At 65.8% G+C, this 20,811-nt stretch carries 16 protein-coding genes; 8 read left to right on the top strand and 8 right to left on the bottom strand.

Going from position 1 to position 20,811, the window contains the following annotated elements:
* Window positions 1-12: 12 nt before the first annotated feature.
* From E2I15_RS08310 to E2I15_RS08300, 3 genes are all read right to left on the bottom strand, one after another.
* A complete protein-coding gene (locus tag E2I15_RS08310) occupies window positions 13-1,236 on the bottom strand; it encodes an SLC13 family permease (protein ID WP_137483498.1) in 1,224 nt (407 codons plus the stop codon).
* 165 nt (window positions 1,237-1,401) lie between these two features.
* Window positions 1,402-2,343 (bottom strand): LipP1 family hormone-sensitive lipase, encoded by a 942-nt coding sequence (lipP1, locus tag E2I15_RS08305; protein WP_137483514.1) that lies wholly within the window; start codon window positions 2,341-2,343, stop codon window positions 1,402-1,404.
* Between the two features lie 36 nt (window positions 2,344-2,379).
* Window positions 2,380-3,159: an SDR family NAD(P)-dependent oxidoreductase gene (locus tag E2I15_RS08300; protein ID WP_137483497.1), complete on the bottom strand. Its 780-nt coding sequence runs from the start codon at window positions 3,157-3,159 to the stop codon at window positions 2,380-2,382.
* A gap of 258 nt (window positions 3,160-3,417) precedes the next feature.
* Here E2I15_RS08300 and E2I15_RS08295 point away from each other — a divergent pair, with 258 nt between their 5' ends.
* Window positions 3,418-4,431, top strand: coding sequence for a DUF2155 domain-containing protein (locus E2I15_RS08295; RefSeq protein WP_137483496.1), 1,014 nt, complete (start codon window positions 3,418-3,420; stop codon window positions 4,429-4,431).
* A 104-nt stretch (window positions 4,432-4,535) separates the two neighbouring features.
* On the opposite strand, the gene aat is transcribed toward E2I15_RS08295, so the two are convergent.
* The gene (gene aat, locus E2I15_RS08290) at window positions 4,536-5,216 is read right to left on the bottom strand and encodes a leucyl/phenylalanyl-tRNA--protein transferase (protein WP_016846432.1); all 681 of its coding nucleotides are present in this window, start codon (window positions 5,214-5,216) and stop codon (window positions 4,536-4,538) included.
* Between the two features lie 223 nt (window positions 5,217-5,439).
* Between aat and E2I15_RS08285 the strand changes: the two genes are divergently transcribed.
* The 7 genes from E2I15_RS08285 (at window position 5,440) to E2I15_RS08255 (ending at window position 16,889) form a co-directional block, all read left to right on the top strand.
* The gene (locus E2I15_RS08285; protein ID WP_137483495.1) at window positions 5,440-6,885 is read left to right on the top strand and encodes a DASS family sodium-coupled anion symporter; all 1,446 of its coding nucleotides are present in this window, start codon (window positions 5,440-5,442) and stop codon (window positions 6,883-6,885) included.
* Window positions 6,886-7,062: 177 nt separating this feature from the next.
* Entirely contained in the window at window positions 7,063-8,370 is a 1,308-nt protein-coding gene (locus E2I15_RS08280; RefSeq protein WP_210241923.1) for an MdtA/MuxA family multidrug efflux RND transporter periplasmic adaptor subunit, read from the top strand.
* Window positions 8,367-11,474, top strand: a complete 3,108-nt coding sequence (locus tag E2I15_RS08275; RefSeq protein ID WP_137483493.1) for an MdtB/MuxB family multidrug efflux RND transporter permease subunit — start codon at window positions 8,367-8,369, stop codon at window positions 11,472-11,474. The genes E2I15_RS08280 and E2I15_RS08275 overlap by 4 nt, the downstream gene beginning before the upstream one ends.
* A gap of 3 nt (window positions 11,475-11,477) precedes the next feature.
* On the top strand, window positions 11,478-14,762 hold the full coding sequence (locus tag E2I15_RS08270) for an efflux RND transporter permease subunit (RefSeq protein WP_137483492.1): 3,285 nt from the start codon (window positions 11,478-11,480) through the stop codon (window positions 14,760-14,762).
* Window positions 14,763-14,798: 36 nt separating this feature from the next.
* Complete coding sequence (locus tag E2I15_RS08265) at window positions 14,799-16,235, top strand: efflux transporter outer membrane subunit (RefSeq protein ID WP_246729373.1); 1,437 nt, start codon at window positions 14,799-14,801, stop codon at window positions 16,233-16,235.
* 8 nt (window positions 16,236-16,243) lie between these two features.
* Window positions 16,244-16,552 carry a hypothetical protein gene (locus tag E2I15_RS08260; protein WP_137483491.1) on the top strand — a complete coding sequence of 103 codons (309 nt, stop codon included), beginning with the start codon at window positions 16,244-16,246 and terminating at the stop codon, window positions 16,550-16,552.
* Window positions 16,553-16,562: 10 nt separating this feature from the next.
* The gene (locus E2I15_RS08255; RefSeq protein WP_137483490.1) at window positions 16,563-16,889 is read left to right on the top strand and encodes a BA14K family protein; all 327 of its coding nucleotides are present in this window, start codon (window positions 16,563-16,565) and stop codon (window positions 16,887-16,889) included.
* 25 nt (window positions 16,890-16,914) lie between these two features.
* On the opposite strand, the gene E2I15_RS08250 is transcribed toward E2I15_RS08255, so the two are convergent.
* From E2I15_RS08250 to E2I15_RS08235, 4 genes are all read right to left on the bottom strand, one after another.
* A complete protein-coding gene (locus E2I15_RS08250) occupies window positions 16,915-17,550 on the bottom strand; it encodes a hypothetical protein (protein ID WP_137483489.1) in 636 nt (211 codons plus the stop codon).
* Window positions 17,551-17,753: 203 nt separating this feature from the next.
* Complete coding sequence (locus tag E2I15_RS08245) at window positions 17,754-18,845, bottom strand: sensor histidine kinase (protein ID WP_137483488.1); 1,092 nt, start codon at window positions 18,843-18,845, stop codon at window positions 17,754-17,756.
* Window positions 18,842-19,282 (bottom strand): response regulator, encoded by a 441-nt coding sequence (locus E2I15_RS08240; RefSeq protein WP_016840088.1) that lies wholly within the window; start codon window positions 19,280-19,282, stop codon window positions 18,842-18,844. The genes E2I15_RS08245 and E2I15_RS08240 overlap by 4 nt, the downstream gene beginning before the upstream one ends.
* Window positions 19,279-20,808 (bottom strand): sensor histidine kinase, encoded by a 1,530-nt coding sequence (locus tag E2I15_RS08235; protein ID WP_246668428.1) that lies wholly within the window; start codon window positions 20,806-20,808, stop codon window positions 19,279-19,281. Before E2I15_RS08235 ends, E2I15_RS08240 begins: the two co-directional genes overlap by 4 nt.
* Window positions 20,809-20,811 lie beyond the last annotated feature (3 nt).

Here is a 20,811-nt window from a genome sequence, read left to right as displayed (position 1 = left end):
CATCGTGTTGCGTCAATGTGGCGCGTCGGGGTGCCAGCCAAGCAGTGCCAGCATCACGAAGAAGCCGACGACATAGGCCGCCATGATCGGCCAGCCCTGAGTGATCCAGCGGACCACCGATTTGGCTTCCGGATACATGTTGGACACGGCAACGCCTGCCGACGAGCCGAACCAGACCATCGATCCGCCGAATCCGACCGCATAGGCAAGAAAGCCCCAGTCATAGCCGCCTTGCTTCAACGCCAGCGCGGTCAGGGGAATGTTGTCGAACACCGCCGAGACGAAGCCGAGCCCGAGCGCGGTCTGCCACGACGCGGCGGGCAATTTCTCCACCGGCATCATCGAGGCCGCCGTCACCAGCGCGAGCAGGAAGACGGTGCCCTTCAGCGTCTCGGGCATCACCGACCAGTCCGGCCGCCGCAGCGCTGAGGTGACCAGGATCGCGGCCCAGACCGCGAGCCCGAGCACGGGCAGCGCATCGAGCAGCGCGGGGAACCTCAGCTTGGCCATCACATTGGCGGTCAGCGCGGCGAGCAGGATCACGGCCACGATCGCAACCCGCGCCCAGTCGATTCTGAGGCCGGACGGTGCGTCCTTCACGATCGGGGAAAAGCGGTGCTGTTGCAGCGAGGCCGGCACCGCAAACACCAGCATCGCGACGATAGCTGCGAGATATGCCTCCACTACGGTGAGTGGGCTGATGCCGTCGATCCACATCATCGTCGTCGTGGTGTCGCCGACGACGCTGCCGGCGCCGCCGGCATTCGATGCGGCGACGATGGCCGCGAGATAGCCGATATGCACACGGCCTCGGAACACGTGACGGGCCACGGTGCCGCCGATCAGCGCGGCCGCGATATTGTCGAGGAAGCCCGACAGCACGAACACGATGACCAGCAGGATCAGTCCGCCCTTCCAGTCATCGGGCAGCAGCGCCGGCATCTCGTCGGGAATGCGGCTCTCCTCGAAGTGGCGCGACAGCAGCGCAAAGCCCATCAGGAGCAGGAACAGGTTGGCGAGCGTGACCCACTCATGCTCCATGTGATGCGCGAGACCGGGCAGGCCCGCGCCGAATTTCGCGAAGCCCGCGAACAGCAGCTTGTAGGCGACGATCGCGGCAAGGCCCGTCAGCGCCACCGCGAGCGTGTGGTGATGGAAGATCGCGACGCCGAGCAGCGTCAGCGCGAACAGGATGAAATCGAGCGGGATACCGTAGACGAGGAGTGGCGTGAGCAAGACGATCTCGATGGCTGGAGTGCCCGGCGGCGTGAAAGCGCTGACGGCCGCACTATCGCGCGTCGTGCGGAACTTCAAGGCGCGCTAATGCCGCAACAGGCTCGCGATGCGCTCGCGAGCCTCGAGCGGGGACGATGCCAGGCACGTCGCCGCTGATCTGATCGCTCAGCCGAGCGTCTTCAGCCAGGCGCTGATCTCGGTCACCGCGACATTCGCCTGATTGAGCAGCTTGCCCATGGTGAAGAAGCCGTGGAACTGGCCGGGAAAATGCCGGTAGGTCACCGGCACGCCGGCGTCCTCAAGGAATTTCGCATACTCGTCGCCTTCGTCGCGCAGCGGATCGGCGCCGGCGGTCAGCACATAGGCCGGCGGCAATCCGGCAAAGTCGTTTGCGCGCGCCGGCGAGGCGCGCCAGTCGTTGCTGTCGGCGTCGCCGAGATAATGGTTGGCGAACCAGCCGATCACCGAATGCGTCAAGAGGATGCTGGTCTCGGGCTCACTGTGCGAGGGATGCTTCCGCGAGAAATCGGTCGCGGGATAGATCAACAGCTGGGCGGCGAGCTTCGGTCCGCCGTCGCGGGAGGTGAGGGCCACCACCGCCGCGAGGTTGCCGCCGGCGCTGTCGCCGCCGACGGTCAGGCGCGCGGCGTCGATGCCGAGATCCCTGGCATTGGCGGCGACCCATCGGGTCGCGGTGACGGCGTCGTCCACCGCGGCAGGGAAACGATGCTCGGGCGCCAGGCGATAGTCGATCGAGATCACGATCAGCTCGCCCTCATGGGCAAGCTTCTGGCAAACCACCTCATGGGTATCGAGATCGCCGATCACCCAGCCGCCGCCGTGGAAGAACACCAGGCATGGCGCGAGCCCGTCTTTCGTGCGCAACGTGTTCGGCGTGTAGATGCGGGCAGGGATGGCGCCGTGCGGCGCCGGGATCGCGAGCGGCTTGCTCGATTCCAGCGCGGGCGGCTCGGGATTGGAGACGACGCGGGCGGCTCGGTAATAGTCGCGCGCTTCCGGCGCGGTCAGCGTCTCATAGGCGGGACGGCCGGCCTCCTGGAACGCCTTGTAGACGGCAGCGGCATCGGGATCGAGAACGACGGGCATAGACAACAAAACCTTCTTGTGATGCTGAACTGAATGTCAGGCAGCGGTGCGGCCGCCATCGACGGTGTAGGCGGAGCCGGAGACGTAGCTCGCCTCGTCGGAGGCGAGAAAAGCGACGATGGAGGCGACCTCGCTTGCGAGGCCAAGCCGGCGCGCCGGGATGCGATCGACGATCTTCTCGATCGGCGGCGGCGCGTTGCCGCCGGAGCGGCCCTGCAGGATCGTGCTCAGCATCCGGCTCTCGATCATGCCGGGACAGACGCAATTGACCCGCACGCCGGTGCCGGTGCATTCCCAGGCCGCGCTCTTGGTCAGCCCGATCACCGCGTGCTTGCTCGCGCTGTAGACCGCGATCATCGGTGATCCCATCAGGCCGGCGATCGAGGCGGTGTTGATGATGCTGCCCTGGTTCTGCTTCAGCATGACAGGCAGCACATGCTTCATGCCGAGGAAGACGCCGACGACATTGACGTCGAGCACCCGGCGGAAGCTCTCCAGCGAATATTCGGGGATCGGCTTGATGTCGCCCTCGACGCCGGCGTTGTTGTAGAAAACATCGATGGTGCCGAAGCGGTCGACGGCGGCGCGGACATAGTCCTTGACCTCGTCCTCGTCGGTGACGTCGGCCTCGATTGCGAGGGCCTCGGCCGAGGCGGGCAGGTCCTTGATGGCGGCTTTGAGATCGGCCCCCTTGCGGTCGACTGCGACAATCCGCGCCCCCCGTTCGGCGAGCAGTTGGAGCGTGGCGGTTCCGATGACGCCGGCAGCCCCGGTGACGACGGCGACCCGGCCGTCGAGCCTGATGCGATCGGGCATGGTGGGTTTCCTCTGGCTGGTCCGGTTCGATCCGGATTTTCCTGGTTTTTCACGCGTGGCGGCGTGGCTTCAGCGTGAGGACTATCACACGTGTTCCCAGCAGTGACCAGAGGCTGGCCAAAGGCCGCCCCGTGGACCGGGGAGAGGTGGCCGGGTGCCCTTTCCCCGCCGTATTCGGCGTGTTAACCGGTGGCCTGCGAGCGGCCGATATCAAGGTAGACTGTCGCGAGCCCGATTCGCCCTTTAAAGCCGCGCGAGATGCTTCGAACCGTTGCCCTGACTGGCTTTGCGGCCCTGGTTGCCGCCTCAACCATCTCGCTTGCGCCGCCCGCGCGCGCGCAGATCGGAACGATTTTCTCCGATCCCGCGCCGCGTCCGCCCGGCTCGATCCCGCGTGGTCAGGCGGCGCCTCCCAGCGACGACGACGAGGAAGTGCCGGAACTGCCGCGCGGCCGGCTGCTGCCGACACAGCCGCGGGCGCTGCCGCCAGGCCAGGCGGTGCCGCCGCCCGGCAGCGTGCAGTCGCAGCCGCTGGCGCCGCCGCCCGGCTCGACGGTGGCTCCGCAGGGCACCCAGCCCGGTGTCGCCGTGCAGCCGCCGCAACCCGGCGGTCCCGCCGTTGCCAACACACCGCCCGGTACCAACCCGCTGCCGCCGGGGCAGCGTCCCAAGGGGACGCCCCAGGGCGCGCCGCAGGGCACCCCGCCGCAGACGCCTGCGGCGTTGCAGCCGGGCGACGAGGTCGTGCAGGAGCCGCCGTCGACCAAGATCACCAACAAGAAGGCGAGCTTCTCAGGTCTCGACAAGATCACCGGACGCATCATCAATTTCGACGAGGATATCGGCGAGACCGTGCAGTTCGGCGCGCTGCGGGTGAAGACCGATGCCTGTTACACGAGGCCGTCGACGGAAGCCGCCAACACCGACGCCTTTGTCGAGGTCGACGAAATCACGCTGCAGGGCGAGGTGAAGCGGATCTTCTCGGGCTGGATGTTCGCGGCGAGCCCCGGCCTGCACGGCGTCGAGCATCCGATCTACGACATCTGGCTGACCGACTGCAAAGGGCCGGACCAGACCATCGTGACCGCCGCGCCCGATCCGCCGAAGGCGCCGACGCCGCCTCCGCCGCCGGCCCAGAAGCGCGCGCCGCAGAAGCAGGCCGCGCCGCGTCCGCCGCCGCTGCCGCAATACCAGCAGCAGCAGCCGCCACCTCCGCCGCCCCAGCAACAGCAGCGGCCGGGCGGGTTGTTCGGCGGATTGTTCGGGAATTAGGTGACACTGCGTAGCCCGGACGGAGCGTTAGCGAAATCCGGGTTCTTCTCGCGCGGACAGACCGCCCCGGATTGCGCTTCGCTTTATCCAGGCTACGCGTCATTTCAATTACGCTCGGCGATGATCGCCAGCGCGTCGGCGCCCTTGACCGGCTGGGTGGCGTCGAGCTTGCGGAAATCCGCCGGCGCGCCCGTGATCGCCTTGTCGAGCAGCGTGCGATAGCGGCGCCGCGAGATCTCGATCGCGCCGAACGTCCGCAGGTGCTCCGTCACATATTGCGTGTCGAGCAGTTCGAACCCGCCCGCGATCAGCCGCGCCACCAGATGCACCAGCGCGACCTTCGATGCGTCGCGCGTGGTGTGAAACATGCTTTCGCCGAAGAAGGCGCGGCCGAGGCTGACGCCGTAGAGCCCGCCGACCAGATTGTCGTCCTGCCAGACCTCGACGCTGTGGCAATGGCCCGACGCGTACAGCCCGACATAGAGATCGCGGATGCGCTTGTTGATCCAGGTGTCGTCGCGGCCGGGCTGTGGCGCCGCGCAACCGGCGATCACGGCCTTGAACGCGGTATCGACGGTGACGGTGAAGGCATCCGAGCGCACGGTGCGCGCCAGGCGGGAGGCGACGCGGAAGCCGTCGAACGGAATCACGCCGCGCAATTCCGGCTCGACCCAGAACAGGGTCGGATCGTCGGCGCTCTCCGCCATCGGGAAGATGCCGCAGGCATAGGCGCGCAACAGCACCTCGGGCGTGATCTCGGAGGAGGCGGAGTCGCGTGAGGTCATAGCGCCAAGGATAGCAAAGCGCGGGCGGTCTTGCGATGGGGGCTGCCACCGGGACGCTACGTGTTGACGAAACGCGCCGGTTCCTCCACAAGCCGCGCCGTTCCGACGCAGTTTCCCGAGACGGACTGCGCGGTCGTGCTAGATTGCAACAAAAAGATGGCGGCGCTGCCGGGACACGGTGGCTTGCGCGCCCGACAATCGACACAGGTGAGGGGGACGCTGCATGAAACGGTCGTGGCGGACGTTTGCGCCGTTGCTGGTCTGGCTGGTGATCTATCTGGTCCCGGTGCCGTCGGGGCTGAACGCCAATCAGTGGCACTATTTCGCGGTGTTCGCCGCCGTGATCACCGGGCTGATCCTTGAATCGATGCCGGTCGGCGCGGTCGGTCTGATCGGCCTGACGGTCGCCGGCATCGGCGGCTATGTCGAGCACGACCCGAACAAGTCGCTGCGCTGGATGCTCGGCGGCTTTTCCGAGAGCACGGTGTGGCTGATCGTCGGCGCCTTCGTGTTCTCGATCGGCTATCGCAAGAGCGGGCTGGGCCGCCGGCTGGCGCTGCTCCTGGTGCGCGGCCTCGGCCGCCGCACCATCGGGCTCGGCTACGCGGTGGCGTTCTCCGATCTCGTGCTGGCGCCGGCGACGCCGTCCAACACCGCGCGCTCGGGCGGCACGATCTATCCGATCGTCAGCAACATCCCGCGCATCTACGGCTCGGAGCCCGGCCCGACCGCGGGCAAGATCGGCACCTTCGTGATGTGGACCGCGTTCGCGACCACGGCCGTCACCAGCTCGCTGTTCCTGACCGCGCTGGCGCCGAATGCCGCCGCGCTCTCGATCGCCAAGAAGCTCGTCAACATCGAGGTCGGCTGGTCGCAATGGTTCATCGGCTTCGCGCCGCTCGGCATCCTCTTGCTGCTGCTGGTGCCGCTGCTCAGCTACCTGGTCTGCCGGCCCGAGATCAAGGAGAGCCCGGAGATCGTGACCTGGAGCGAGGGCGAACTCGCCAAGATGGGGCCGCCGTCGCGGCACGAATGGATCATGGCGGTGCTGGTGGTGCTCGCGATGTTCCTGTGGATCTGCGGCTCCAATCCCAATATCAGCGTGCCGCTGCTCGGCTCGAACTTCATCAACGCGACCACCGTCGTGTTCGTCGTGATCTCGCTGATGCTGCTGACCGGCGTGATCGCGTTCGAGGACATCGTCGCGGAGAAGAGCGCGTGGGAGGTATTTTTCTATTTCACCTCGCTGCTCACGCTGTCGTCGGGCCTCAACGAGATCGGCTTCATCAAATGGGTGGCCGAGGGCTATGCCAAGCCGCTCTCCGGCACGTCACCGCTGGTCGGGATGATCCTGCTCGTCACCTTCTTCTTCTGGATCCACTATTTCTTCTCGAGCATCACCTCGCATACCGCCGCCGTGCTACCGGTGGTGCTCGCCGTCGGCTCCAGTATTCCCGGCCTGTCGGTGCAGACCCTGATGCTGCTCTGCGTCTATTCGCTGGGCCTGATGGGCGTGATCTCGCCTTATGCCACGGGACCGGCGCCGATGTATTACGGCAGCGGCTATATCGGCAAAGGCGACTTCTGGAAATTCGGGCTGATTTTCGGCCTGATCTACTTTGCCGGATTGTTGCTGATCGTGTTGCCCTGGTTACAAATGATCGGGTAAAATAGCCACAATCCAGCGAGAGACAGCGGCCGACCGGGAAGCGCCGCTATCCTTTACAATTCTTAACGCGCTTTGTCCGGCAGAAGCCTTCAAAATGCTTCGTCGGATGTGGCGCGCGCGGAGTTCAGGGACACATAGAGCCGCGCGAGCTCATTCGTGTTTCTTCGTGGGCAGGTTATGGACCAGCAGATCAAAGACCCGTCGATTGTGGCGCCCGAGCGAACCAGGCGAGGGTCGCGTTGGCGAGGGTTTCTGACGGGATGTCTCGTGTTGGCGGTGCTTGCCGGCATCGTCTGGTGGACGCGGCAGCAGGCCGCGCCGCCGCAGGCCGGTGGCGGGCGCAACGCCGGGCCGATGTCGATCGTGCCGGAGACGATCGGCAAGGGCGATATCGGCGTCAGCCTGAATGCGCTCGGCACCGTGACGTCGCTCGCGACCGTGACGATCAGGAGCCAGATCAGCGGCTATCTGATGAAGATCGATTTCAAGGAGGGCGATGAGGTCAAGAAGGGTGACCTGATCGCCGAGATCGATTCGCGCCCCTATGAGGCGACGCTGGCGCAGGCCAAGGGACAGCTCGCCCGCGACGAGGCGCAGCTGAAGGGCGCCCAGGTCGATCTCACCCGGTACCAGAACCTCGCCGCGCAGAACGCCGTGCCGCATCAGACGCTCGACACCCAGGTCGCGCTGGTCGCGCAGTACCAGGGCACGGTCGAAGCCGATCGCGCCTCGGTGAAGTCGGCCGAGGTGAATTTGCAATATTGTCATATCGTGTCGCCGATCAACGGACGTGTCGGACTGCGCCAGGTCGATCTCGGCAACTATGTGACGCCCGGCGACACCAACGGCCTCGTCGTGATCACGCAGCTCGAGCCGATCAGCGTGCTGTTCACGCTGCCGGAGGACAATCTGCAGGCGGTCGCAAAGCGGTTGAAGGAGGGCGCGGTGCTGCCGACGGCGGCCTATGACCGCAGCGGCGCCAACAAGCTCGCCGAGGGATCGTTGCAGACCTTCGACAGCCAGATCGATGCGACCACCGGCACCATCAAGCTGCGCGCGCAGTTCGAGAACGACAAGCGCACGCTCTATCCGAATCAGTTCGTCAACGTCCGCCTGCTGCTCGATACCCACAAGGATGCGACGACGATGTCGACCGCCGGCATCCAGCGCGGCGTCCCCGGCACCTTCGTCTATCTCGTCAACGCCGACAGCACGGTCTCGGTGCGGCCGGTCAAGCTCGGCGTCACCGACGGCGACCGGGTCGAGGTGCTGTCCGGGCTTGCGCCCGGCGATCGCATCGTGATCGACGGCGCCGACAAGCTGCGCGAGGGCGCCAAGGTGGTCGTGCGTTCCGCCACTGACGCCGCGAACCCGGGGGCTGCGGCCAAGGGGACGGCGAGTGGCGCGGCGAAGGGAGATAGCAAGGACGGCGCTGATCCCGGAGGCGGCCACCACAAGCGGTCCGAGGACGGGCAGAAGAAATGAACCCGTCGCGGCCATTCATCCTGCGGCCGGTGGCGACGACCCTGATGATGATCGCCATCATGTTGTCGGGCATGCTGGCGTTCAGATTTCTCCCGGTCGCGGCGCTGCCGGAGGTCGACTATCCGACCATCCAGGTGCAGACCTTCTATCCGGGCGCGAGCCCCGACGTGATGACCTCGTCGGTGACGGCGCCGCTCGAGGTGCAGTTCGGCCAGATGCCGAATCTGACCCAGATGAGCTCGGTGAGCTCGGCGGGCTCGTCCGTGATCACGCTGCAGTTCGGCCTGTCGATCTCGCTCGACGTCGCCGAGCAGGAGGTGCAGGCCGCGATCAATGCCGCGGGCAATCTCTTGCCGTCGGACCTTCCGGCACCGCCGATCTACGCCAAGGTCAATCCAGCCGACGCGCCGATCCTGACCCTCGGCCTGACCTCGAAGACCATGCCGCTGACCCAGGTGCAGGATTTCGTCGACACGCGGCTGGCGCAGAAGATCTCGCAGCTGCCCGGCGTCGGCCTCGTCAGCATCAGCGGCGGCCAGCGGCCGGCGGTGCGCATCCAGGCCGACATCCGCAAGCTCGCGGCCTACGGCCTCAACATCGACGATCTCCGCACCACGCTCGGCAATGCCAACGTCAACACGCCGAAGGGCAATTTCGACGGCGCGATGCGCGCCTACACCATCAATGCGAACGACCAGATCCGCCGTGCCAGCGATTACCGCTCGCTGATCATCGCCTACAAGAACGGCTCGCCGGTCCGCCTCAGCGATGTCGGCAACGTCGTCGACGGCGCGCAGAACGACAAGCTCGGCGCCTGGATGAACGAGACGCCGGCGATCATTCTCAACATCCAGCGCCAGCCCGGCGCCAACGTGATCTCGGTGGTGCAGGGCATCAAGGACCTGCTGCCGCAGCTGCAGGCGACGCTGCCGGCCGCGATCGACCTCAATATCCTGACCGACCGCACCGTCACGATCCGGGCCTCGGTCCGCGACGTCGAATACGAGCTGTCACTCGCCGTGATCCTGGTCGTGCTTGTCATCTTCGTGTTCCTGCGCTCGACCCGCGCCACGCTGATCCCGAGCCTGTCGGTGCCGCTCTCGCTGGTCGGCACGCTGGGCGCGATGTACCTGTTCGGCTTCAGCCTGAACAATCTGTCGCTGATGGCGCTGACGATCGCGACCGGCTTCGTGGTCGACGACGCCATCGTCGTGATCGAGAACATCTCGCGCTACATCGAGGAGGGCGAGCCGCCGCTCGAGGCGGCGCTGCGAGGGTCCGAGCAGATCGGCTTCACCATCATCTCGCTGACGGTGTCGCTGATCGCCGTGCTGATCCCGCTGCTGTTCATGGGCGACGTCGTCGGCCGCCTGTTCCGCGAATTCGCCATCACGCTGTCGGTCACGATCCTGATCTCCGCCGTGGTGTCGCTGACCCTGGTGCCGATGGCCTGCGCGAAGCTGCTGAAGCCGGAGGCCATGGCGCGCGAGAACACCTTCCAGCGGCTCAGCCGCGAAGGCTTCGATGCCGTGATCGCGATCTACGCCCGGATGCTCAACTGGGTGCTGGATCGCCAGACCTTCGTGCTAATGATCGCGCTCGCCACCTTTGGCCTGACGGCGCTGCTCTATGTCGTCATCCCCAAGGGCTTCTTTCCGGTGCAGGACACCGGCGTGATCCAGGCGATCTCGGAGGCGCCGCAATCGGTGTCCTATGCGGCGATGGCCGAGCGGCAGCAGCGGCTCGCCAGCGCGATCCTGAAGGATCCGGACGTGCAGAGCCTGTCGTCGTTCATCGGCGTCGACGGCACCAACACCACGCTGAACAGCGGCCGCATCCTGATCAATCTGAAGCCGCATGAGCAGCGCAAGGCCAATGTCTCGACGATCATGGACCGGATCAAGGCCAGCACTGCGGCGCTGACCGGGATCACGCTCTACATGCAGCCGGTCCAGGACCTCACCATCGAAGGCACGGTGAGCCGGACGCAGTACCAGTTCATCCTGCAGGATGCCGATCCGAACGAGCTTGCGGAATGGACGCCGAAGCTGGTCGACAAGCTCCGGGAATTGCCCGAGCTCAGCGACGTCACCAGCGACATCTCGGCGCAGGGGCTCTCGGTGTTCGTCGACATCGACCGCGACCAGGCGGCGCGGTTCGGCATCACGCCGGCGACGATCGACAACGCGCTGTACGATTCCTACGGCCAGCGCATCGTCTCGACCGTCTTCACCAATTCGAACCAGTACCGCGTGATCCTGGAAGCCGATCCGTCGCTGCAGAATTCGCTGGATTCGCTGTCGTCGATCTATTTGCCGTCATCGGTGGGCTCGACGCCGGTGCCGCTGTCTGTGATGGCCAAGATGCGGGTGGAGACCGCGCCGCTGCAGATCTCGCATCTCGGCCAGTTCCCGTCGGCGACCGTCTCGTTCAATCTCGCCCCGGGCGCCTCGCTCGGCGGGGCGGTGACGGCGATCAAGCAGGCGCAGCTCGACATCAACCAGCCGCTCGGCATGATCACGAGCTTCCAGGGTGCGGCGCTGGCGTTCCAGTCCTCGCTGTCCAACCAGCTGTTCCTGATCCTGGCCGCGATTATCACGGTCTATATCGTGCTCGGCGTGCTCTATGAGAGCTTCATCCATCCTTTGACCATTCTCTCGACGCTGCCCTCGGCCGGCATCGGCGCGCTGCTGGCGCTGATGATGGCCGGACAGGATCTCACCATCATCGCGATCATCGGCATCATCCTCCTGATCGGCATCGTGAAGAAGAACGCGATCATGATGATCGATTTCGCGCTCGATGCCGAGCGCAACGAGGGCAAGCCGCCGCGGGAGGCGATCTACCAGGCCTGCCTGCTGCGGTTCCGGCCGATCATCATGACGACGATGGCTGCGGTGCTCGGCGCGCTGCCGCTGATGCTCGGCAGCGGCGCGGGGTCCGAGCTGCGGCATCCGCTCGGCATTTCGATCGTCGGCGGCCTCCTGGTGAGCCAGCTGCTGACCCTGTTCACGACACCGGTGATCTACCTCTGGTTCGATCGTCTCGCGCTGCGGTTTGCCGGGCGGGCGGACGAGATCGGCGAGGCGAGCGGGTCGCGTTGAGACATGGATCCGTCGACGCCCTTCATCCGTAGGCCGGTCGCAACGACGCTGTTGACGTTCGGGCTCGCGGCGGCCGGCATCGTCGCGTTCTTCAAGCTGCCGGTGTCGCCGCTGCCGCAGGTGGATTTCCCGACCATCTCGGTACAGGCGACGCTGCCCGGCGCCAGCCCGCAGGACGTCGCGACGACGGTCGCAAGTCCGCTTGAAAGGCACCTCGGCCAGATCGCCGATGTCACCGAGATGACGTCGTCGAGCTCGGTCGGCTCGACCCGCATCACGCTGCAGTTCGGGTTGAACCGCGATATCAACGGCGCGGCGCGCGACGTGCAGGCCGCGATCAATGCCGCGCGGGCCGACCTGCCGACCAGCCTGCGCAGCAATCCGACCTACCGCAAGGTCAATCCGGCCGATGCGCCGATCCTGATCCTGACGCTGACATCGGATACGTTGACGCGCGGCGATCTCTACGACGCTGCCTCCACGGTGCTGGCGCAGAAGCTGTCGCAGGTCGAGGGCATCGGCGAGGTCGTGGTCGGCGGCAGCTCGCTGCCGGCCGTGCGCGTCGATCTGATCCCGCAGGCGCTCTACAAATACGGCATCGGGCTGGAAGACGTCCGCGCGGCGCTGTCGAGCGCCAACGCCCACAGCCCGAAGGGCGGCATCGACGTCGGCGACCAGCGCTACCAGATCTACGCCAACGACCAGGCCAACAAGGCCGACGATTACAAGTCGCTGATCGTGGCCTACCGCAATGGCGCGCCGGTTCATCTCTCCGATGTCGGCGAGGTGGCCGATGGCGTCGAGAACCTGCGCAATGCCGGGCTCGCCAACGGCAAGCCGGCGGTGCTGATCATCCTCTACCGGCAGCCGAACGCCAACATCATCAGTACCGTCGACCTCGTGAAGGGGCTGATGCCGCAGCTGCAGGCATCGGTCTCGCCGGCGATCGACATCGGCTTTGCGGTCGACCGTTCGACCACCATCCGCACCTCGCTCCGGGACGTCGAGCGAACCCTCGTTCTGGCGGTGCTGCTGGTCATCATCGTGGTGTTCGCGTTCCTGCGCAATGCGCGCGCCACCTTCATCCCGGTGGTGGCGGTCTCGGTCTCGCTGGTCGCGACCTTCGGGGCGATGTACCTGTTCGGCTACAGCCTCGACAACCTCTCGCTGATGGCGCTGACGGTCGCGACCGGCTTCGTGGTTGACGACGCCATCGTGGTGCTGGAGAACGTCACCCGGTACATCGAGGACGGCCTGAGCCCGCTTGAGGCGGCGCTGAAGGGCGCCAACGAGGTCGGATTCACCGTGCTGTCGATGAGCATCTCGCTGATCGCGGTGTTCATCCCGATCCTGCTGATGGCCGGCATCGTCGGGCGGCTGTTCCGCGAGTTCGCGATGGTGATCTCGATCTCGATCCTGATCTCGCTCGCGGTCTCGCTGGCGACCACGCCGATGATGTGCGCCGTGCTGCTAAAGCCGGACGCCGGCGGCCACGGCCGGCTCTATTGGGCGAGCGAGCGCTTCTTCGAGGCGATGCTGAATTTCTACCGCAGGACGCTGGCCGCGGCGCTGGCGCATCCAATGTCGGTGATGCTGATCCTGGCGGCGGTGTTCGGCCTCAACTTCTATCTCTACGACGTGATCCCGAAAGGCTTCTTCCCGCAGCAGGACACCGGCCGCCTGGTCGGCTCGATCCAGGCCGACCAGAGCGTGTCGTTCCAGCTGATGCAGCAGAAGCTCGCGCAGTTCGTCGGCATCATCAAGCGCGATCCGGCGGTGGAGACGGCGGTCGGCTTCACCGGCGGTGGACAAACCAATTCCGGCTTCGTGTTCGTCTCGCTGCGCCCGCTCGATGAGCGCAGGATCGGCGCCGACGGCGTGATCGCGCGGCTGCGCCGCGAGATGTCGGTGGTGCCGGGCGCGAGCCTGTTCCTGCAGGCGGTGCAGGACATCCGGGTTGGGGGCAGGGCCTCGAACGCGCAGTATCAGTACACGCTGCAGGGATCGACGCTGGAGGAGCTCAATGAATGGACGCCCAAAATCGCCGCGGCCCTGCAGCGCGATCCCGATCTCGCCGACGTCAACAGCGACCAGCAGAACAAGGGCCTGGAATCCGATCTCGTGATCGACCGCGACGCCGCGGCCCGGCTCGGTGTCACGGTGAGCCAGATCGACAACACCCTCTACGATGCTTTCGGCCAGCGGCAGGTGTCGACGATCTATGTCGCGCGCAACCAGTACCACGTCATCATGGAGGTCGCGCCGCGCTACTGGCAGAATCCGGAGACGCTGAAGGACGTCTATATCAGCACGTCCGGCGGATCGGTCGGCGGCTCGCAATCGACCAACGCGGTGGCCGGCACCGTGGTGGCGCCCGGGAACTCCAGCGCGGCCAGTGCGGCCAATGCCCAGGCGGCGCGCAACCAGGCCACCAATTCGATCGGTTCGACCGGGAAGGGGGTGGCCTCGACCGGATCTGCCGTCTCCACCAGCAGCGAGACCATGATCCCGTTGTCGGCGGTTGCAGCGTTCAAGCAGGGCGCGACGCCGCTTGCGGTCAATCACCAGGGCCTGCTGGTCGCCAACACCATCTCGTTCAACCTGCCGCCGAACGTGTCGCTGAGCACGGCGGTCGGCAGCATCGAGGCGACCATGAACCGGATCGGGGTCCCGGCCACGATCCGCGGCACCTTCCAGGGTACCGCCAAGGCGTTCCAGGACTCGCTGAGCAACCAACCGTTCCTGATCCTGGCCGCGCTGGTGACGATCTACATCGTGCTGGGCGTGCTCTACGAGAGCTACATCCATCCGCTGACCATCTTGTCCACACTGCCCTCGGCGGGTGTGGGCGCCTTGCTGGCGCTGATGGCATTCAAGACCGAGTTCAGTATCATGGCGCTGATCGGCGTCATCCTGCTGATCGGCATTGTGAAGAAGAACGCCATCATGATGATCGACTTTGCGCTGGAGGCGGAACGCAGGCGCGGGCTGGAGCCGCTCGAGGCGATCCGGGAGGCCTGCCTGCTGCGCTTCCGCCCCATCATGATGACGACGATGGCCGCGCTGCTCGGGGCGGTGCCGCTGGCGATCGGCATGGGCGATGGCGGCGAGCTGCGGCAGCCGCTCGGCATCGCCATCGTCGGTGGCCTGATCCTGAGCCAGGTCCTCACGCTCTACACGACGCCGGTCATCTACCTCTATCTCGACCGGTTCCGCCTGTGGGCCCAGCGCGTGCGCCGCGGCGGCGCGATGCGGATGCCGGGCTCCTCACTTCAACCGGGCGAGTAAATGCCGACAGGTGCAGCGTTGCGAAATCTTCAGTTGATGCGCAAGCCGATCCGGTTTCTGCGCGTGGCGGCGTTCGGCGGCCTCAGCCTCGGTCTGTCCGGCTGTATTCCCGGGGCGGAGAAGCCCGAGCTCAGCCTCGAAGTGCCGGCGAGCTACAAGTTCGCGGCCAAAGGCGATGCCGACGCTGCCGTCCCGGCGCTCGCCTGGTGGCGCGGCTTCCGCTCGCCCGAGTTGATCGGGCTGATGGAATCCGCCCAGCTCTACAATCTCGACATCGCGGTGGCGATCGCCCAGATCGTGCAGGCCGACGCCCAGGTCGGCGTGTCCGGCGCCGCGCTGCTGCCGTCCATCTCCGGATCGGCGAATGCCGAGCGTCAGCGTGTGGCAACGGGGTCCAGTTCGTCGCTCGGCACCAGTGGCACCTTCTCCCAATACAGCCTGGGGCTGAGCGCAAGCTACATCGTCGATTTCTGGGGCAAGAACCGGGCGACGCTGTCGGCCTCCGAGGAGAGCGCGACCGTCGCGCGCTACAATCGCGAGGTGGTCGCGCTGACCACGATGGCGACAGTCGCCAACAGCTATTTCCAGCTGCTGGCGGCGCAGGACCAGATCAAGGTCACCCGCCGCAACCTCGCGGCGGCCGAGCGCATCCTTGCGCTGATCAAGTCGCAATTCGCCGGCGGCACGGCGTCGCAACTCGATTTGTCGCAGCAGGAGGCGCTGGTCGCGACGCAGCGCGCGGCGATCCCGCCGCTCGAGGTCACGGTCGGGCAGAACATCGCGGCGCTCGCCGTGCTGGTGGCGCGCGCGCCGGCCGATTTCAAGGTGCGCGGCGGGTCCACCACGCAGATCGCGGTGCCGCGCGTCACGCCGGGACTGCCGTCGGAACTGCTCTACCAGCGGCCCGACGTCCGCGAGGCCGAGGCGCAACTGGCGTCGTCCAATTTCAGCGTCGACGCGGCGCGCGCGGCGTTCTTTCCGCAGATCCAGCTGACCGGCACCACCGGCTTCCAGAGTGCGGCGCTGGCCTCGTTGTTTGCGCCGGGCGCCTGGTACTACACGCTCGCCGCCGGGCTGACCCAGCCGCTGTTCGACGGCTTCCTGCTGGAGAGCCAGCTCAAGCTCGCCAAGGGCCAGCAACTGCAAAACCTGCAGGCCTATCGCAAGGCGGTGCTGTCGGCCTTCGCCGATGTCGAGAAGGCGCTGATCGCGTTGCAGAAGTACACATTGCAGGAGCGCCTGCAGTCCGACGTCGTCGCCGCCTCGCGCAAGGCGTTCGAGGTCGCCGAGACGCAGTTGCGCGGCGGCACAGTCAATTTGATCACGGTGCTGCAGGCCCAGCAGACGCTGTTCACCGCCGAAAACAATCTGGTCACGGTTCGGCTCAATAAGCTGCTGGCGGCGAGCAGCCTGTTCCAGGCGCTCGGCGGCGGCTGGACGCCCGCCGGTACGCTGGCGGCGGCGGTGCCATGAGGTCAGCCATGCAGCGGTTCGCGACACTCCTCGTTGCCCTCGTCATCGCGCTGGGCGCATTGACCGACGCATCCCGCGCGCAGCAACGGCCGCCCAACAGCGTTCCGCTCGCCTTCGGCATGAGCGCCGCGAAGGCCAGCCAGTCGCTCGGCGTTCCCCTGAATTACGTGCGCGGCACGCCGGGCAATGAATTGTTCGTCGCGCTGCCCAATGTCAGGGGCAGCGTGCTGTCGAGGCGCAGCGACGGGCTCTATCTGCAATTCGGCAAGGGGCGCCTGATCGCCTGGAAGGGCGATTGGGGCACCCTTCCGCAATGAGGGTTTGACCATGATCGCCATGAGAGGACTGATCGCCTGCGCTGCCATCGCGCTGAGCCTAGCCGCGGCGTCGGCTCAGCAGCGGCCGCTGCGCTACGGCAGCACCGGCGGCGCGTATTTCGACGGCAGGGACGACGACCGCGATTTTCGCAGCAACGGCTATTTCCCCGGCAATTTCGCAGCCGATCCCTTCAGCGCAGGTTTCGGTGCGGCCGGCCCGTTCGGCTCGACGCCGTGGCATTCTGCGCGGCCCTATCCGTCGCAGGTGGTGTTTGGCGCACCGTGTCAGGATTGCCGTCCGCAGCGCGCATGCCGGCATCGCGGCAGGCGCGAGTGAGGCGCTTCGGAAAGGCCTGATGCCTCTAGGCCTTGCGCAAGAGCTCGTCAATGATGCGCGGCTTCATCCAGCCGGCCTTGTCGATGATTTCGTTGCGCAGGGTGTCCTTTTCCATCTCGTATTGTTCATGCGAGATATCCCGACCACCGGTCGCGGTGATTCCGTACGTCTCGAGCAGGGCGTTGTGCCGCGTCTTCCACGCGATCACATGCTCGGTCATGACTTGCGTCACGGATGGAAGGAAGCCGGGATGGCCTGCCAGGCCGCATGACGCCGTGGTCTGCGGGTCTCCCGCCAGCATGATCACGTTCCACTCGTCGTAGCCGATCAGCCCCATCTGCGCATAGAGAAACGCGCCATGCGGTCCATCCCAGATCTTCTGGTCGATGACCAGGAACGGCACCGCGTGGCAGTGGCCGTGCCGCGCCGTCATGTCGCGGTTGAAGGTCTCGGTACGGTCCTGCAATCGCTTGCTGGCCGCGGCGAACACGGCAAGGCGATTGTCGGCCGTCGGCATGATGCTGGCTTCGTCATCGGGCGCGAAGCCCGCATCGCGCAGCATCGAGCCGATCAGCGGGTGATCCCACTGCTGCTTGTGAAAAGCGGGCGTCGCGCCGTCGGCGCCCGGCGCCGGACGCACGGGCTCCTTGAGCTCGCCCAAGGTCGTCTCTTGCTTCTTTCCAAAAACTGGCCTGCGTCCGAACATCGCGTGCCGCTCCTGCCAAGCAGTTGGCACAAGCATCGCAAAGGACGCCCAGAACTTTCTTAACCGGTCGGGCTCGGCGGGCCGCGATCCATCAGCAGCATGACGTAGTCGTTAAAGCGAACCGGACAAATCAATCGAATTTGCCGAAATTTGCGGCATTAGCTGGCGGCGGCGCTTGTCGATTTGTCGAGCGCCGGGCTGACGCGGGCGAACCGCACCACGAAGCGGGTGCCCTTGTGGCCGGGGTCGCGCTCGACGCTGGCGTCGAGCTTGGCCGCCATCGCGCTGACGATGCGCTGGCCCATGCCGGTGCCGCGCGGATCGGCCCTGTCGGAGAAACCGACGCCGTCGTCGCTGATCGCGAGCTGCAGATCGTCGCCCTGCGGCTTCAGCTCGACATGGATCGGGCCGGCGCCGTCGGGATAGGCGTACTTCACGGCGTTCATCACCAGCTCGTTGACGATGATGCCGATCGCGACCGCGCGGTCGGGGTCGATCTCGATCGGGTCTGCCTTCAGGGTCAGCCGTGACATCTTGTTGCCTTCGGCCGATCGCCGGAGATCCTCGAGCAGTGCCTCGAGATACTGGTTGAGCATCACCGTCTTGAAGTCGTGCGAGGTGTAGAGGCGGCGGTGCACCTGTGCGACGGCCGCGACGCGCCCCATCGCGTTGGTGAGCGCAGCCTTCACATCCTGCTGGGTCGCGGAGTTGGCCTGCAGATGCAGCAGCGAGGCGATGATCTGCAGCGAATTGCCGACGCGGTGGTTGACCTCGCGGAGCAGAACCTCACGCTCTGCGGCGAGCGCGGCATAGCGGTCGCGCGAGGCGTGCACCTCGGCCTCGGCTTCGTCGCGCGCCTTCTGGAGCGCGGCCTGCCGGATCGCGCCGTTTACCGCGACCTGGAGCAGGGGGATGAACTCGCCCCTGACGTCCTTGACTAGATAGTCCGCCGCACCGGCCTTCAGCGCGGTGACGGCGATCGCCGAATCCTGCGACGCCGTGACGAACACCACCGGCGGGGCGTCCGGTATCTTGAGGATCTGCTCCAGCGTCTCCAGCCCGTCGAGGCCGGGCATGTACTGATCGAGCGCGACGACGTCGATGCCGCCCTGGCCGAGCCGGTCGAGGCCTTCCTGGCCGCTTGCGGCGTGCACGACCTTGTAGCCCGCGCGCGTCAGCCCGCGTTCGACGAGGCGCGCCAGCGCCGCGTCGTCGTCGATGTAGAGCAGTGTCGGCGTTGCGTTGGTCATAAGGCAGCCGGCGGCACCTGAATCACCGAAAAGAACAGGCCAAGCTGGCGAATGGCGTTGGCAAAGCTTTCGTAGTTCACCGGCTTGGTGATGTAGACGTTGCAACCGAGCTCGTAGCAACGCTTGATCTCCTGGGAGTCGTCGGTCGTGGTCAGCACGACCACGGGCGTCGACTTGAGATACTTGTTCTCCTTGACCCGCTTCAGAATATCGATGCCGGTCATGTCGGGCAGATTGAGATCGAGCAGGATCAGCAGGGCCTGGCCCTTGCGCTCGACGGCGCTGCCATCCTTGCCGAACAGGTAGTTGACGGCCTCTGTACCGTTGGTGAACGGGATGATCTCATTGTTGACACCTGAGCGCCGGATATTCCGCTCAATCAGGCGGGCATGGCCCTCGTCGTCCTCGATCATGATGATGGTGACTGGATCACTCATGTCACTTTGTCCCGATTCTTGCCTGACCAATTGATAGGCAGCGTGATCGTGAAAGTGCTGCCGTTGTGAAGTTCCGATGCTACCGACATGGTGCCGCCCAGTCTGCGCACAAGTGCGCGGACATGGGCAAGCCCGATGCCCTGACCGGGCTTGTCCTGGGTTCCGGCGCGACGGAACAAATCGAAGATGCGCTGATGGTCTTTCGGATCGATGCCGCGGCCGTTGTCGGTGACCTCGAAGATCGCGAAGCCGAGCTTGGTGCGGCCCTCGATCGAAATCTCGCCGGGAACGCCGTTCCTGAGGTACTTGAGTGCATTGTCGATCAGATTGGAGAAGATCTGCTCCAGCGCGAGGCGGTCGCTGACGATATTGGGCAACGCGCCGACCTCGACGGTCGCGTTGGCCTCGACGGCCTGGTGAGCCACCGTCTTGACGATGCCGTCGATCAGCTCGCGCAGATCGATCCGTTCGGGCTTGAACTCGCGGCGGCCCTCGCGGGTGAGATTGAGGATCGCACTGATCAGGCGGTCCATCTTGGCGATCGACGATTTGATGAAGCCGAGCGATTCGTTGAAGTCGTCGGATAGCTGCTTGTCGGAGCCTTCGAGCTCGGGCTCGGCCACATCGGTCGCGTCTTCCGGCATCGCCGGCGCCAGCGACGCGGCGCGATTGAGCGTGGCGATCCGCTTGAAGATATCGCCGCGCAGTTCCTCGAGCTCGCTGGTGAAGCCCATGATGTTGACCAGCGGCGAGCGCAGATCGTGGCTGACGATATAGGCGAAGCGCTGGATTTCCTCGTTGGCCTCGCGCAGGTCGGAGGTGCGTTCGTCGACGATGGTCTCGAGATTGATGTTGCTGTCGCGCAGCCTCGCCTCGGCCTCGTCGCGCGCCCGCGACGATCGCCGCAGCAGCACCACCGAGAGAGCGGCGAGCGCCAGCACCATGCAGGAGCCGGCGATGGTGACGGAGGAGGCCAGCACCTGGGTCCTGTCCGCAGTCGCGCTGCGCATCGCGAGCAGCCGGTCTTCCTCGGCGCGCATGTCGCGGCCGATCCGGGCGATCGCCTCCAACGCATCGGTCGACGTGGCCTTGCGCAAGATGTCGATGCTGGTCGCCGCGTCGTTGTTCTTGACGCGCTCGATGCTGAGGGCGAACTCGGCGAGGCGCTGCTCGACCGCGGCCTTGAGCTTCGCGGCATTGGCGACTTGCGCCGGATTATCGACGGTCATCATCTGGAGATGACCGAGCGCGGCCGGGAGTCCCGCTGCCGCGGATTGGTACTCGGACAGGTATTGCGGTGCTGAGGTCAGCAGATACGCCCTGGTCGCGCTTTCGGCGCGCCTGACGTCGAGCAGCAGATTGGCAACCTGACTCTCGGTCTCGACGGTGTGAATCACCGAGGCGTTGTCCTCACGTGCCTTGTTGACCAGCAGGACCGACGCCACGCTGACCGCGACCAGCACGAAAAATCCCGCCGACAGCAGCAGGATCTGTAACGTCGACCGGTGTCGTGAAACGACCGTCACGAC

The sequence above is a fragment of the Bradyrhizobium sp. BR2003 genome (assembly GCF_009720285.1).
GTDB lineage: Bacteria > Pseudomonadota > Alphaproteobacteria > Rhizobiales > Xanthobacteraceae > Bradyrhizobium > Bradyrhizobium elkanii.
This window is presented reverse-complemented; position numbering and strand designations above follow the sequence as displayed.